Annotated in this window: 10 protein-coding genes, 1 pseudogene and 1 other annotated feature; of the genes and pseudogenes, 7 read left to right on the top strand and 4 right to left on the bottom strand. The window is 63.8% G+C overall.

The window, feature by feature from the left end:
* Positions 1-213: 213 nt before the first annotated feature.
* The 4 genes from QZ281_RS10555 to QZ281_RS10540 all read right to left on the bottom strand — a co-directional run bounded on the left by QZ281_RS10555 (position 214) and on the right by QZ281_RS10540 (position 5,905).
* A complete protein-coding gene (locus QZ281_RS10555; protein WP_003170615.1) occupies positions 214-792 on the bottom strand; it encodes a hypothetical protein in 579 nt (192 codons plus the stop codon).
* Complete coding sequence (locus QZ281_RS10550) at positions 792-2,276, bottom strand: SulP family inorganic anion transporter (RefSeq protein WP_003170616.1); 1,485 nt, start codon at positions 2,274-2,276, stop codon at positions 792-794. The genes QZ281_RS10555 and QZ281_RS10550 overlap by 1 nt, the downstream gene beginning before the upstream one ends.
* 48 nt (positions 2,277-2,324) lie before the next feature.
* Positions 2,325-2,375: a sequence feature (sul1 is cis-regulatory element that is thought to sense ions involved in sulfur or methionine metabolism; They are found in Alphaproteobacteria), on the bottom strand.
* Between the two features lie 943 nt (positions 2,376-3,318).
* The gene (locus tag QZ281_RS10545; RefSeq protein ID WP_292228127.1) at positions 3,319-5,070 is read right to left on the bottom strand and encodes an acyl-CoA dehydrogenase; all 1,752 of its coding nucleotides are present in this window, start codon (positions 5,068-5,070) and stop codon (positions 3,319-3,321) included.
* 67 nt (positions 5,071-5,137) lie between these two features.
* The gene (locus QZ281_RS10540) at positions 5,138-5,905 is read right to left on the bottom strand and encodes an SDR family NAD(P)-dependent oxidoreductase (RefSeq protein WP_292228126.1); all 768 of its coding nucleotides are present in this window, start codon (positions 5,903-5,905) and stop codon (positions 5,138-5,140) included.
* Positions 5,906-6,058: 153 nt separating this feature from the next.
* Between QZ281_RS10540 and QZ281_RS10535 the strand changes: the two genes are divergently transcribed.
* From QZ281_RS10535 to QZ281_RS10505, 7 genes and pseudogenes are all read left to right on the top strand, one after another.
* The gene (locus tag QZ281_RS10535) at positions 6,059-8,347 is read left to right on the top strand and encodes a TonB-dependent receptor (RefSeq protein ID WP_292228123.1); all 2,289 of its coding nucleotides are present in this window, start codon (positions 6,059-6,061) and stop codon (positions 8,345-8,347) included.
* Between the two features lie 3 nt (positions 8,348-8,350).
* Entirely contained in the window at positions 8,351-9,697 is a 1,347-nt protein-coding gene (locus QZ281_RS10530; protein ID WP_292228120.1) for an MFS transporter, read from the top strand.
* The gene (locus QZ281_RS10525; RefSeq protein ID WP_292228132.1) at positions 9,697-11,376 is read left to right on the top strand and encodes a carboxylesterase family protein; all 1,680 of its coding nucleotides are present in this window, start codon (positions 9,697-9,699) and stop codon (positions 11,374-11,376) included. The genes QZ281_RS10530 and QZ281_RS10525 overlap by 1 nt, the downstream gene beginning before the upstream one ends.
* 15 nt (positions 11,377-11,391) lie before the next feature.
* The gene (locus QZ281_RS10520; protein WP_292228117.1) at positions 11,392-12,165 is read left to right on the top strand and encodes a TetR/AcrR family transcriptional regulator; all 774 of its coding nucleotides are present in this window, start codon (positions 11,392-11,394) and stop codon (positions 12,163-12,165) included.
* 116 nt (positions 12,166-12,281) lie between these two features.
* Positions 12,282-13,880, top strand: coding sequence for an AMP-binding protein (locus QZ281_RS10515; RefSeq protein ID WP_292228115.1), 1,599 nt, complete (start codon positions 12,282-12,284; stop codon positions 13,878-13,880).
* Between the two features lie 103 nt (positions 13,881-13,983).
* A complete protein-coding gene (locus QZ281_RS10510; protein ID WP_292228113.1) occupies positions 13,984-14,868 on the top strand; it encodes an SDR family NAD(P)-dependent oxidoreductase in 885 nt (294 codons plus the stop codon).
* Positions 14,868-15,457: pseudogene (locus QZ281_RS10505) on the top strand (acetyl-CoA C-acyltransferase); the annotation flags it as partial. The gene QZ281_RS10510 and the pseudogene QZ281_RS10505, both read left to right, overlap by 1 nt.

Here is a 15,457-nt window from a genome sequence, read left to right as displayed (position 1 = left end):
CTTTCAAGGGCCGGACTCTAGCTCCGCGTGGAGGAAATTCTCAGGGGCACGTCAGTTCGGCGAGGGTTCCTCAAGGGTCTTTGGCTCCAGCGAGGCTGCCACTGACGCATGATGCAAGCATGGTCCGACCGGTGAGGTCGACGACGCTCTTGGGAGGTCCATGAACAACCGGGCTGACCAATCGTCTCTTTGCTTGGGAAGCGGAAGTCGGTGTCAGATGTTTGGAATGTGCGCCCCGGCAATGATGGGGCCGACGGCTCTCAGATAATCCGTGGCGACCCTGCCGATCTGATCTCGATAACGGGTGTCACCGAGCGGCGCAGGGCTCCCGATCACCCAGCTCTCGACCTGCTTGTGGTGGTCACGGACCTTCAGCTCCCGAACATACAGCCGAGACGCCAGGAGGGCCGCGCCAGATCGAGGCAGGCCGCGAAGGAACGGGTCTTGACCGACATCGTCCCTGCGGCGCCGAAAGAGCTTTCGCAGGGCCCGCGTGAGCGAAGGTCGGAGGCGTATGGCGATCACCCCCTCAGCGCTCAGACGCTGCAAGAGATCAGCAACCTCAGCCGTCGACAGGCGGCGTGACGATTCGCTGTCCAGAATGACCACGTCGTAGGTCGCTTCTCCCCCGCTTAAGGTTCCAGTGTCGAGGTCCAGCCGGTGGACGACGGTGGGACTGCTGCGATCGGCCAGTGCAACGCGGCTGTCAGCCCGAACGGTCTTCGCCACCTCGGAAACTGTCGCGATCAGGGCTTGAAATCGTCTTGTCGAGGTTTCGCTGATCTCCGTCATCAGTGGGCCGCCGCACCGGAAGGAAGATGGTTCTTGTCGTGCTTGCCGACGCGGTCGATCAACGTCCGCCCCGCCTCGTTCATGCCGATAACCTCGACATGCGCCCCTTGGAGGCGATAGCGGAACACGACCTTGTCGACCGCCGCGACACCGGTCAGGTCCCAAAGGTGCGCGTCGGTCATGTCGATCTCGACCCGGCTCGGATGTCCGTGGTGTTCGAATCCGGCCGCGAAAAAGTCAGCCGAGGCGAAGAAGAGTTGGCCGGTGACCCGGTAGCGCAGCACCCCGTCCTGTTCGGTCTCGATCTCTTGGACGACGACGGTCTTGCCGACCTTCCTCATGAAGAAGACAGCGGAGAGGATGACGCCCAAGACCACGCCTTTCGAAAGGTCATGGGTCGCAACGACGGTCGCCGTCGTCGCGATCATGACGACAGACGACTGAGCAGGGGTCGATCGCAGTTTCAGCACCGAACCCCAGTCGAACGTGCCGACCGAAACCATGATCATCACGGCGACCAGGGCCGCCATCGGGATCTGGGCCACCCAGTCGCGCAGCACCAGGATCAGGAACAGCAAGAACAGACCGGCCCACAGGGTCGACAGCCGGCCACGCCCGCCCGAGGTGACGTTGATGATCGACTGGCCGATCATGGCGCAGCCCGCCATGCCGCCGAACAGGGACGAGGCGATGTTGGCGATGCCCTGGCCCCGCGTCTCGCGGTCTTTGTCCGACGGCGTGTCGGTAATGTCGTCGAGGAGATTGGCGGTCAGAAGGCTTTCCAGTAGCCCGACGAAGGCCAGAGTGGCTGAGATTGGTGCGATGATCATCAGCGTATCCCAGGTCAGGGGGACGGAGGGGATATGGAATATCGGCAGGGTCGATGGCATCTGGCCCATGTCGCCCACGGTGCGGACGTCGAGCCCGGTCCAGATGACGAACCCGCTCAACAGCACGATGGCGACCAGGGGCGAAGGCACGACGTTGGTCAGGCGCGGCAGGCCATAAATGATCACCAGGGCAGCGCCGACAAGCGCGAAGGTCTGCCAGTTGGCCCCGATCAGTTCGGGCATCTGGGCCAGGAAGATCAGGATCGCCAGCGAGTTGACGAAGCCGGTCATGACGCTGCGCGATACGAACTTGATGTAGCGCCCGAGTTTGAACAGGCCGACGACGATCTGAAATACGCCGCACAGCAGCGAGGCGGCGAAGAGGTATTCCAGGCCGTGGTCCCGAACCAGTGTCACCATCAGGAGCGCCATTGCCCCTGTGGCCGCAGAAACCATGGCGGGCCGTCCGCCGACGAAGGCGATGGTTACGGCGATTACGAAGCTGGCGTAGAGGCCAACGGCGGGATCGACGCCGGCGATGATGGAGAAGGCGATCGCTTCTGGAATAAGCGCCAGGGCGACGACGGTGCCCGCGAGTAGATCGCGGCGTGGGTTGGCGAGCCATTGCTGGCGCGCCGAAGCTATGAGGGTCATTTATCAGTCTGTCGGTTGAACGGCTCGCGCGTGGCGATGCTTCGTTCTCGTTTCCCGAGGGATCGGCGCCCGGGGTAGCCACCCGTAGCCGGGTCCTGATGACGACTGTGCAGATGCATCAAATCGTTGTGGAAGGCAACCGGCTCTGTGCTTCGGCTGCGCCGGCTTAAAACCTGGTGATCTCCGCCGCGAGTGGAGTTGGCCTTGGCTTAAAGCTGAAAAGCAGCTCTCGGCTTATTCTCTGAAGGTCGTGTTTCCGGCGGTCAGTGAATGGCCGGTTCTCGTGCATTGACGATGTTGGCCGAACGTTGAGATGACGGTATCGTCTCGATAGGATTGCCGACGAGTCGGCATGCATTCGTCGTGATTGGCAGCGGCGCTAAAGTCACGAGGGCTGCGCCTGGGAGAACCGGTATTGTCGTGCGTCTGTCGATAGACAGCGACATCACTCAAATTTTATCTCGGGAAAATTCTTCTTTGTTTTCATAAGTCGCACTTCCGCGACGGTAGTACTGACGGCACGAGTCTAAGAGTACTAAAAAGGCGCTGATAAATCAGCGCCTTCTGAGAAATCGGACCATCGAGTGGGAATGATTCAGGCCTCTCGGAGCTTTCGGTATCGCTTCCGAAAGCTCAGATAAGTCACTGACGTAAAAGTGAATTCTGACGAGACCCTTCGAAGCCTTTCGGAGGGTCTCGCTTTTTGTGATGCCGACCCTTTTGACGGTATCGCACGCCGTTGCCAGCGCGGCTTTGGGCTCATACCGTCCTGCTGACGGTATTTTTCTCAACCAAGATACGGAACTATAAAGGAAATATCGGACCACAAGCGCCCGATTTCAGCTCGCTCCAGCGTGAGGGATTTTACCGTGCTTACCGATGCTGCCATCAAGAATTTGACTATAAATCAAAAGCTTACAGGAAGAGTCGGGTCGGTGGCCTGCGAGGTCGGGCTGCACGAGCGGGGTCGGGCGGCGGCCATGACCCGGTTGAGGCGTGAGAATGGCCAGCTTCCCCACGGCTGGCTAGGTGGTGCAGGTGGTTAGAAGCTGTCATCGTCGATGGCGGTGTTGCCTATGCCGCTCGTAGAGGTCGCCGTTGTGAGCCAGTGGTCGATCTTGGGCAGTTCGAATTCGAAGAAGAACCGGCATGCGGTGATCTTGGCTGTGTGGAACGGGCTCGGCTCAGCGACTGTGGCGGCTTGCGCCTGGTCGAGCCAGAGCCAGGCGGTGACCACGTGGCCGAAGCCGCGCAGGAAGGCGGTGGCGTTGTTCAGGCGTGTCTCTTCGGGAAGGGCCTGAATGACATCGATGGTTCGTGCGACGTGAATCCACGCATCGGCAAGGGCTTCGGCGGCCTCAGCCAGGTCCGCAGCATCACGCGCAAGATGGCAGGTGGCTTTGAGGCGTTGTTCCAGCACAGCGAGGCCTGCGCCGTCTGAACGCAGAATCTTGCGGCCCAGAAGGTCCAGACCCTGGATGCCGGTCGTGCCTTCGTGAATCGGGTTCAGTCGGTTGTCGCGGTAGAGTTGCTCGACGTCGAAGTCGCGGGTGTAGCCATAGCCGCCGTGAATCTGGATGGCGGTGTCATTGGCGGCCAGGCCGTATTCGGACGGCCATGTCTTGGCTATGGGCGTCAACAGGCCGAGCAGGGCGGCTGCATCCGGGTCGTCGTGCTGATCGACCAGTTTGGCGCAATACAGGCACAACGCCAGCGCCCCTTCAGCATAGGCTTTCTGCGTCAGCAGCATGTGGCGAACATCGGGGTGTTCGATGATGGCCACCGACCCGGGGCGTCCGGGGCGCTGGCCTTGAAGCCGTTCGCGGGCATAGGTCAGGGCCAGCCGATAGCCGCGATAGCCTAGGGCGGCCGCGCCCAGTCCGACGCCGATGCGCGCCTCGTTCATCATCAGGAACATCTGCTGCAGGCCGCGTCCCGGTTCGCCGACGCGCCAGCCGATAGCGCCTTCATTCTCACCGAAGTTCAGCAGGCAATTGGCCGTTCCGCGATAGCCCATCTTGTGATTGAGGCCGGCCACGCTGATGTCGTTGCGCCCGCCATCCGGCAGGATTTTGGGAACGATGAACAGCGACAGACCGTGGGTGCCTTCGGGCAGGGAGCCGTCGTCAGAAGGGATCTTGGCCAGAACCAGATGGACGATGTTTTCGCTGATGTCCTGATCTCCGCCGGAGATCCACATCTTGTTGCCCGACAGCCGGTAGCGGGGGCCAAGGCCGTCCTCTCCGTCGATGATGGCCTTGGTGCGGACGTCGGCCAAGTTCGATCCGGCCTGGGGTTCCGAAAGACACATGGTGCCGAACCAGCGGCCTTCGATCTGGGGCAGAGCGAAGGTCTCGACCTGGGCGGGGGAGGCGAAAGTGGCGATCAGTCGCGCATTGGCCGTGGTCAGCATGGGATAGGCGGCGGTGGCGATATTGGCGGCTGCGAAGAAGGCGAATGAGGCCGAGCACGCCAGATAGGGCAGGCCCAGGCCGCCCAGGTCTTCGCTGAAGCCAGCAGCGAACAACCCAAGCTCTGCGTATTGATCGAGCGCAGTCTTGATCGCCGGAAATGTCATAACCTGGCCGTTCTCGATCCGGGGTTCGTTCGCATCGGCTGCCTTGTAGTGGGTGACGAACAGGTCGGCGGCGAGGGCTTCAGACAGGTCCAGCACGGCGTCGATGCTCTCGCGGCTGTGCGCGGCGAAGGCGGGGGCGTCGAACAACGTCTCCATCTTCAGCCAGTCGTGCAGCATGAAATCCAGGTCGCGACGGACGATCAGGGACTGGCTCATAGGGGCTCTACTTGTCTGTTTGCGGCTGGAGTTTAAGGGGGCAAGCGTGCCCCCGATTTGTGTCGGCTTACAGGGACTGGCCGTCGTCAATGGTGATGATAGACCCGGTGATGAAGCGGGCGGCCGGGCCGGACAGCAGCATCAACGCCTGATCCAGGGCGTCGCCGTCCATCAGGCGTCGGCGGGGGAAGCTGCTGATCTGGTTGCGGCCCGGTTCGGTGGCGAACCAGTCGGCGTTCATCTCGGTTTCGATATAGCCAGGGGCGATGGCGTTGACGGCGATGTTTCGGCTGGCCCATTCGCGAGCCAGGCCTTGGGTCAGAGACACGACCGCCGCCTTGGAGGCGCAGTAGGCCGTCAGTCCGGGCAACTGGGTCATGCCGGCGATCGAGGCGATGTTGATGATTCTCGCCTCCTCCCTGGCGGCGACGCCGCTGTCGATCATGCGTCGGGCGGCTTCACGCGCCGCGACATAGACCGCGCGGACATTGACATCGAAGGTCTGATCCAGCCGCTCGACGGGCAGGGAGAGGGCGGCGCCTTCACCGCTGACACCTGCGTTGTTCACCAGGATGGACAGGGGGCCGAGTGCGGCCTGCGCCTGATCCATCGCCGCGCCAATGGTCTCAGCGTCCATCACATCCAGAGCGATGGCGGTCGCCTGCCCCCCGGACGCGCGGATGGCGGCGACCTCTGCCTCCAGCCGGTCCGTTCGCCGTGCAGCCAGCGCCACCCTGGCGCCTGCGGCCGACAGGATGCGGGCGAAGTTCAGGCCCAGGCCGCTGGATGCGCCCGTGATGAAGGCGGTTCGGTTTTCGAGCGAAAGACGGGTCATGGTTGGTCTCCTCCTGGCGCCAAGCTTCACCGGAACCGCTGTCGAGATCAAGATATTCACGCTCGTGAGAGCGAATGTTGACTCCGGCCTGAATGCGTGGCCCAATCTGGTCAAGCGCCGACACTCATGATCGGCGCATTGGGAGGAAAATCGATGAAGGCGTTACTGCTCGCTTCCGCGTGTCTGCTCGCACCTGCCGCGGTTCTGGCGTCGGGCCAGGCATGGGCTCAAGATCAATCTTCGACGGCGTCGCATGGGGAAGCCCGTGATCGTCAGGACAGTCACGTCGAGGACGTGATCGTCACCGCCACCCGCCGCGCCGAGCGGCTTCAGGACGTGCCTGTCAGCATCACCAGCCTGTCGCAGGAAGAGCTGAATGCACGCGGCATCGTCAACTATGACGGTCTGGCCACTGCAACGCCGGGCGTTGTGCTGAACCGGGCCTCGGCCAACTTCAACAACTTCACAGCGCGCGGCATCGCCACCAACGGCTATGGGGCCAATCTGCAGAGCACGGTCGCCATCTATCTGGATGAGCTGCCGATCTCATCCAACGGCAACTCCACCATTCTGGACCCCACTCTGTATGATGTGGAGCGCATCGAGTTTCTGCGCGGACCGCAGGGCACCCTGTTCGGGTCGGGCTCTCTGGCGGGCGCGCTGCGCATCCTGACTCATAGCCCTGACGCCTCGCGTTTCGACGCTTCGGCCCTGGTCGATCTGGGCGTGATGAGCGAGGGCGGCCTGCGCCAACGCTATAACGCCATGGTGAACCTGCCGCTGATTGAAGACCAACTGGCGCTGCGCATCGTCGGCTTCTCACGCAATGAGGGCGGTTGGGTCGACAACGTCGGGACCAAGATCGAAAACGCCAACACGCTGGTTCAATATGGCGGCCGCGCCATTCTGCAATGGACGCCGAACGACCGGCTTTCGGCGCGGTTGATGTATTCGCATGAAATCAGCAACCCGCATGACTCGTCGCTGACCAACCCTAACCTGGGTGAATATGTCCGTCTGACGGATCGCCCGGATCGCTTCCGCAGCGATATGGCCAACTACAATGCGACGGTCGAATATCAGTTTGACGGTGCGCGCCTGACCAGTTCGTCGACCTATTCTGACTACAAGGGGCTGTTCTTTGTCGATCTGGCCGGCTCTTACGGGCAGGCCTTCCCCTTCGCACTGGATGCGGATGCCTGGGACAGCACATTCGTTCAGGAACTGCGTCTGGTCTCTGATCCGGGCGGCAAGTTCGACTGGTCTGTTGGCGGTTTCTATTTCCGCAAGCGTCGTGATGTAGATTACAATTACCGCTCGAACCCGGCCTTCCTGGCGTCGCGGGGACTGTCGGGCCTGCCGGACGAATATTACCAGCGTTTCGGCTCTTACTTCGTCAGCCACGAGATCGCGGCCTTCGGTCAACTGACCTATCGCTTCACGCCTGATCTGTGGGTCACGGGCGGGCTGCGGTACGGAAAGACCGACGCGCAGGGCTTCACCAAGGAAGGCGGTTATAACTCCGACTATCTGACGCTGGCCTATTGGGGCTTCGCCAATACGCCGATCACCATGACTGCCCCCTATGCGGCTGCGGCGGGCGTGAAGGCGGAGGAGGACGGTCCGTCCTATCGCCTCAGCCTGTCCTGGCGGCCCACGTCGGCCATCACGACCTATGGCGCGGTGTCCACCGGCTTCAGGCCGCCGATCATCAACGCCCAGGCCGGAACGGTCAGCTTGATTGACCCGAACGACATCACCATCCCCACGGGCGCCACGTCCGACAAGCTGATCAACTATGAGATCGGCGTGAAGGGCCGCTGGTTCGGCGGCAAACTCTATGCTGACGCGGCCCTGTATCTGATCGACTGGAACGATATTCAGGTTCAGGCGAACCGCGTTTCGGACTCCATCCAGTTCGCCACCAACATCGGCGGCGCGACCAGCAAGGGGCTTGAGGTGTCACTTGTCGCCCTGCCTGCGTCGGGTTGGACGGTGGCGTTGACCGGTTCATGGAACGAGGCCAAGGTCGATGATCTGTCGACGCAGGAAGCTGCGATTTCCGGCGCGGTCATGGGGGCGCGCCTGGCCGGGCCGAAGGTGTCAGGCTCATTGCGGGTCAACTATGAATGGCAGCCCATGGCCGGTGTGACGGGCAATGCTTCGGTTGCGGTTTCCCATGTGGGCAGCTTCCCCAACGCCTTCCCGAACACGCCAGGACGCCCGTTGACGCCGTTGCCGACCTATGACGACACCGACAGCTACACCGTCGTCAACGCCAACGCCGCCTTCGCCTTCACCCAGTTCACCGTCGGCGTTTACGTCGAGAACCTGTTTGACGACCGGTCGATCAACTACGTCCACCCTGAGGCCTTCATCGACGGCCGCTATGGCCGCCAGCGGCCTCGCACCATGGGTGTCCGCGTCGGCTATGAGTTCTGATTGATGGCCGCCGCTCCTTCATCGGTCGTTCCGGGCGCGCATGATGCGCGTCCGGGAGGGCGCGCCTGGTTCGTCCTGGCTCTTCTCTGTTTCGTCTATGTCCTGAACTTCCTGGATCGGCAGTTGCTGTCGATCCTCGCCAAGCCGATCCAGGACGATCTCGGCGTGACCGACGGCCAGTTGGGGCTGATCAGCGGTCTGTATTTCGCGATGTTCTATTGCATCCTGGCTATTCCGGTCGGCTGGCTGGCCGACCGGACCAACCGGGTCCGGGTGTTGTCGCTGGCCTGCGCCCTGTGGAGTGCGGCGACGGCGGCGTGCGGTTTTGCGCAGTCCTATCCGCAACTGGCGGCGGCGCGCATGGCGGTGGGCGTGGGCGAGGCGGGCGGCGTGCCGCCATCCTACGCCATCATCTCCGACTATTTCCGTCCCGGCACGCGCGGCACGGCGCTGGGCCTGTTCAATCTTGGACCGCCGATCGGTTCGGCATTGGGTGTGGCGTTCGGCGCTTCCATCGCCGCCGCCTATTCGTGGCGCGACGCCTTCATCTGGGTTGGCGTCATTGGGGTGATCACCGCCCTGGTGGTGTGGGTCTTTGTGCGTGAGCCCAAGAAGGGCGGCCTGGATGCGCCAGTGGAAACGGTGGTCGAACCGGGCGAAGCCGCATCTGCCACCGTTGCGCCTGAACCCCAGCCCGGCTTCATGGCCACCTGCCGGATGTATCTTTCCAACCCCGTGCTGAGGGGCATGGCGCTGGCCAGCGGCGCGACCCAGTTCGTCACCTACGCCCTGATGAACTTCGCCACCCTGTTCCTGATGCGTGAGAAGGGCATGACCCTGCAGGAAATCGCCCTGTGGTACGCCCTGCTGCTGGGTGTCAGCGTCAGCCTGGGCATCTTCGGTTCGGGCTGGCTGATCGACCGGCTGAGCCGCCGTTACAAGACCGCATACGCCTATCTTCCGGCCATCGGCTTGATCATCGCGGCGCCCTTCTTCGCCGGTTTTGTCTGGGCGTCCGATTGGCGGGTGGCGCTGCTGTTCCTGTCGGTGCCGATGGCGTTGAACTACTTCTATCTGTCGCCTGCCGTGACCCTGGTGCAGGAGGAGGTGCGTCCCAATCAGCGCGTTCTGGCGGGCGCGCTGCTGCTGCTGATCATGAACCTGATCGGCCTGGGGCTGGGTCCGACCTTCCTTGGCGCGGCCAGCGACTTCTTCCGTTCAAGCCATCCCGACAACTCGCTGCAGATGGCTTTTTATTCCCTGCTGCCTTTCTACGGATTGGCGATTGTGATGTTCCTCGGACTGGCCCGGAAGATTCGGCTCCAGTCGAAAAAGGAGGCTGTATCGTGATGAGAACCGCTGTCCGACTGCTGGCGGGGCTGACCGTCCTGGGATGCGCCGTGATCCAATCTCCGGCCTGGGCTGGGGCGCAAAATGCAAGCGCGGCCACCCCGAACCGCCCCGTCGTCCAGGCTCCTGCCGGAGCCGTGCGCGGCGAAGCGATTGACGGCGTCAACGTTTTCAAGGGGCTGCCCTATGCGGTGGCGCCGACGGGCTGGCGTCGGTGGCGTCCGCCCGTGGACATGCCGCGCTGGCGCCAGACGCGTGATGCGTCCCAGTTCGGTCCTGCCTGTCACCAGCCCATCGCGCGCGGCGAGAGCATCTATGCAGGCGAAGCGCCCACGCTGAGCGAGGACTGCCTGTTCCTGAATATCTGGTCGCCGCAGGGTGCGGCCGCGGCGCCTGTCTTTGTCTGGATTCACGGCGGCGCCCTGGCGACGGGCGCGTCCAGCGAGACCATGTATGATGGCGCGCGCATGGCGGCGGCCCAAGGCATGGTGGTGGTGTCGATCAACTACCGGCTCGGCGTCCTGGGCTATCTGGCCCACCCGGAGCTGAGTGCGGAATCGCGCCGCAACATCTCGGGCAACTATGGCCTGATGGACCAGATCGCCGCCTTGAAGTGGGTCAAGGCCAATGCTGCGGCCTTTGGGGGCGATCCCGACAATGTCACCATCGCGGGTGAATCCGCAGGCGCTCTCAGCGTCATGTATCTGATGGCCTCGCCAGAGGCGCGCGGCCTGTTCCATAAGGCCATCGCCCAGAGCGCCTATATGATCTCGACGCCTGAGCTGCGCTCAAGCCGCCATGGCGATCCGGCGGCGGAAATGGTCGGCGTCTGGCTGCAGGATCAGTTGGGCCGACGCAGTCTGGCCGAGTTGCGCACGATGGACGCACAGGAGCTGACCACCAGCGCCCAGGCCAAGGGCTATGCCCCCTGGGGCACGATCGACGGCAAGATCCTGCCTGAACAATTGGTCGAAATCTTTGACCGGGGCCAACAGGCGTCTGTGCCCTTGCTGGCCGGCTTCAATCAGGGGGAGATACGCTCGCTGCGGTTCCTCTTGCCGCCTTCGCCGCCAGCGGATGCAACGGCCTATGAGACGGCGATCCGGGCCGCCTATGGCCCGTTGGCCGACACCTTCCTGCGTCTGTATCCATCATCCGACCTCAGTGAGAGCCTGTTGGCGACGCCGCGTGACGGACTTTATGGCTGGACCTCGGAACGGCTGATGCGTCGTCAGGAACGTACGGGCCAAAAGGGCTTCCTCTATCTCTTTGATCACGGCTATCCGGCCATGGACGACAAGGGGCTGCACGCCTTTCACGCAGCCGAAATCCCCTATGTCTTCGGCACGACGGATCGCACGCCGCCGCTGTGGCCCGCCATTCCCGATACGCCGACCGAGCGGGGGCTGAGCGACGCCATGATGTCCTATTGGGGCAGCTTCGCTCGCACCGGCACGCCGACCGCGCCGGGGCAGCCCGACTGGCCGGCCTATGGCCAGGCGCGCGCATATATGGCCTTTGAGGCGGCGCCGACCGTGCGCGATCATCTGATGCCGGGCATGTACGACACGCATGAAACCGTGGTCTGTCGTCGCCGGGTCGCAGGCGGGATTCCGTGGAACTGGAATTTCGGCGTCCTGTCGCCGCCCCTGCCGCCGCAATCGCCTTCCTGCCCGTGAATGATGAGAACCGCCATGGCGCCTGAAAAATCCCAGGAAGCTGCCGCCGAATCCAAGGCGACGGCCCGGCCGCGTCGCCCGAAGAGCAAGGTCGAGCAGCGCGTCGAAACCATGGAGCAGATCCTCGACGCCGCCGAGTATCTGTTCTCCGTCCACGGCCTGTATGGGGTGACGTTGAAGGACGTCGCCCAAAGGGTCGGCGTTCATCACACGCTGCTGAACTATTATTTCACCGACAAGAAGAAGCTGTACGACGCCGTCATCGCGCGCCGGGCAGATGTGACCGTCTCCTTGCGGATGAAGGCGCTGGATGACTGTGAGGCGGCTGCGGAAGGCGGCAGGCCCACGGTCGAGGCGGCGTTGCGGGCGTTTCTGGACACCGACCTGGACCTCTACAGTCAGGGCGGCGAGAACTGGAAGAACTACGGCGCCCTGGGCGCACAGGCGTCGAACACCCCCTATGGGGCCGAGCTGATGGACTTCCACTTCGATCCGGTGGTCCTGAAACTGATCGACCTGCTGAAGAAGGCTCTGCCCGATTGCGCCGAGGAGGACATCTTCTGGGGTTATCACTTCGTCACCGGGGCGCTGATGCTGACGCTGGCGCGCACCGGGCGGATCAACCGGCTGTCTGGCGGCCTGTGTGACTCCGACGACTTCGGCGCGGTGAAGGATCGGATGGCCAGCTTCATGGCGGCGGGCTTCCTGGCCATCTGCCGACAGAAGACGAACCCTGACGCCGCGTTGGATCTTCTGGCTCTCACGACCGGACCTGCACCGACAGTTTGAAGCCATCGCCGAGGCCGTCTGCCTGCGCCCGAGCCTCATGTCTGAGGCGTCGGCCGATCCGGGCTGGCTGAGTTTTGCTTGAGGCGCCTGTGCGCGCCCTGAAGGATACCGAGTAAATGCTGATGAAGGACGGGGACGTTCAGTCCTTTCCCCTGACCCTCGACAAGTTCCTCGACCACGCCGCGAAATGGCGGCCGGCGGCAGAGGTGACCACGGCTCGCGATGACGGCTCGACCGCACGGATCGGCTATGCCCCCTTGCGTGCCCGCAGTGTTCGGATTTCGGGCCTTCTGCGCCGCCACGGCGTCGAACAGGGTGCGCGGGTCGCCACCCTGGCCTGGAACACTCAGGGCCATGTCGAGGCCTGGTTCGCCATCATGGGCATGGGGGCGGTGTGCCATACGCTGAACCCGCGCCTGACGGCTGAACAACTGGCGGACATGCTGGCCCAGTCGGAGGCCGCCATCCTGTTCGTCAGCCCCGATCTGGTCGGTCAGGCCAGCCGCATCGCCGCCCTGTCGCCCGGACTGTCTCTGATCCTCGTGCTGGACCAGACCGAACCCTTGGAGACCACGCCCGAATGCCGGGCCGATATTCGCCTGCTGGAGCCGCTGTTGGCCGAGGCGCCCAGTGACGTGCTCTGGGGCGACTTCGCCGAGACGGCGCCGTGCGGCCTGTGCTTCACCTCGGGTACGACCGGTGCGCCCAAGGGCGTGACCTACACGCATCGCTCCAGCTTCCTGCACACGCTGCGGGTGCTGCAGGCGGATGTCATGGCGGTGACCAGCCGTGACAGGCTGCTGGCGGTGGTGCCCATGTTCCACGCCAACGCCTGGGGCCTGCCCTTCGCCGCCGCCGCCGTCGGCGCCAGACTGGTCTTGCCAGGGCGCAGGCTGGACGGCGCCAGCCTGGCCCGGCTGATCGTTTCGGAAGGTGTGACGGCAGGGGTGGGCGTGCCCACGGTCTGGCTGGCTCTGCTTGAGCATGTCGAGGCCACGGGACTTGAACTGCCGTCCCTTGAACGGATCATCATGGGCGGCGCGCCCCTGGCGCCTGCGCTGATGGAGCGGATCGAAAGACGGCTGGGCGTCATCGTCCAGACCAGCTGGGGCATGACTGAACTGTCACCCTCCGGCACGGTGGCGTCGCCGCAGGAACTGCGTCGTTCCGCCGGGGTGTCGGGGCGTCCGGCGGTCGGGGTTGATCTGTTACTGACGGACGAGGCAGGGCAGGCCCTGCCCGAACAGCGCGGCGTAGAGGGGCATCTGAAGGTGCGGGGCGCTGCTGTCATTCGGCGCTATTTCGGCCAGAGCGAGGATGCGGCTGACGCCGACGGCTGGTTCGCCACCGGCGATCTGGCCCGTATCGACGCCGAGGGGCAGTTGACCATCACGGGCCGCGCCAAGGACCTGATCAAGTCTGGCGGCGAATGGATCAATCCCGCCGAGATCGAGGCCGTGATCGGCGCCTTGCCGGGGGTGGCGCTGGCTGCGGTCATCGGGCGGGTCGACGACAAGTGGGGCGAGCGCCCCATCCTTCTGGTCGAGCTGTCGCCGGACGCACCCACCGATGACGAGGCGCTGCTGGAGCCGTTGAAGGGGCGAGTTGCGTCCTGGTGGATTCCTGACGCGGTTCACCGGCTGGAGCGGATGCCGCTGGCGGCGACCGGCAAGATCGACAAGTTGAAGCTGAGGGCTGAATACGGCGCGCGGTGAGCGGCGCCGCATCGTCTCTGGCGACAGCCGCCGAACACGCCTCTCAAGAGTGCGGTCGAGGCTGAGAACTCTTTTCCATTCAAGATCAAAGCGGAGATCATCCATGTTGCAGAACCGTGTCGCCATAGTCACCGGTTCCGGGGGCGGGCTTGGGCGTCAGCACGCGCTCTATCTGGCGTCTCAAGGCGCGCGGGTGGTCGTGAATGACCTGACCGAGGCTGCGGCGCGCGCCGTCGCTGACGAGATCGTTGCGGGCGGCGGAGAGGCGATCGCCGCCGCCGGTTCGGTCACGGATGCCGATGCGGTTCAGGCCATGGTCGACGCCGCCAGGGCGCAGTGGGGGCGGATCGACATTCTGGTGAACAACGCCGGGATTCTGCGCGACAAGTCGTTCGCCAAGATGACGATGGATGACTTCCGTCTGGTCGTGGACGTGCACCTGATGGGCGCCGCCATCTGCTCCAAGGCGGTGTGGGAGATCATGCGGCAGCAGAACTATGGCCGCATCGTCATGACTACGTCGTCGTCGGGTCTGTATGGCAATTTTGGTCAGGCCAACTATGGCGCGGCCAAGCTGGCTTTGGTCGGTCTGATGCAGACCCTGGCCATCGAGGGCGAAAGATACGGCATTCGCGTCAATGCCCTGGCGCCTACCGCCGCCACCCAGATGACCAACGGCGTCCTGTCGGACGAAAGCCTGACGGCTCTTGATCCCGGTCTGGTCAGCCCCGGCCTGTTGGCCCTGGTGCAGGAAGACGCACCAACGCGCGCCATTCTATGCGCCGGGGGTGGCCATTTCGCCCGCGCCAACATCACCCTGACCAAGGGTGTGCGGATCGGCTCAGAGAAAGCCGGGCAGGGGCTGATCGCAGCGTGGGATCGGGCCTCGGACCGTTCGGACGAAGTCGTGCCGGCCTATGGCTTCCAGCAGGCGGAACAGGAACTGGCCTCGGCTGGCGCTGTCGGCCCCGTGATGGCGAGGGCATGATGCGTCAGGCCGTCATCGTTTCAACCGCGCGCACACCCATCGGGCGCGCCTATCGCGGCGCCTTCAACGACACGCCCTCGCCGACCCTGGCCGCCCATGTGCTGAACGCGGCGGTCCAGCGCGCCGGTGTTGATCCTGCCGAGGTCGAGGACTGTCTTCTGGGATGCTCGCTGCCGCAGGGCGTGCAGCAGTCCGTCGGCCGGATGGCGGCCCTGGCCGCGGGCTTTCCCGTGTCGGTGGCAGGCATGACCCTGGACCGGCAATGTTCGTCCGGTCTGATGACCATCGCCACAGCGGCCAAACAGATCATCGTCGATCACATGCAGATCGCGGTCGCAGGCGGGGTGGAGTCCATTTCTCTGGTCCAGACGGATCAGATGCGGGTGACGCCTGATCCGTGGGTCCTGCACCACCAGCCCGACGCCTATATGTCGATGTTGGAGACCGCCGAGACTGTGGCGCGACGCTACGGCGTGTCGCGCGAGGTTTGCGACGCCTATGCCTTGCAATCCCAGCAGCGGACGGCGGCGGCCCAGACCGCAGGCCGGTTCGTCGACGAGATCGTGCCGATGGCTTCACGCATGAAGAT

This window comes from Brevundimonas sp., assembly GCF_018608325.1.
Taxonomy (GTDB): domain Bacteria; phylum Pseudomonadota; class Alphaproteobacteria; order Caulobacterales; family Caulobacteraceae; genus Brevundimonas.
Note: the sequence above shows the minus strand (reverse complement) of the source record. Positions and strands in the feature narration are given on the sequence as shown.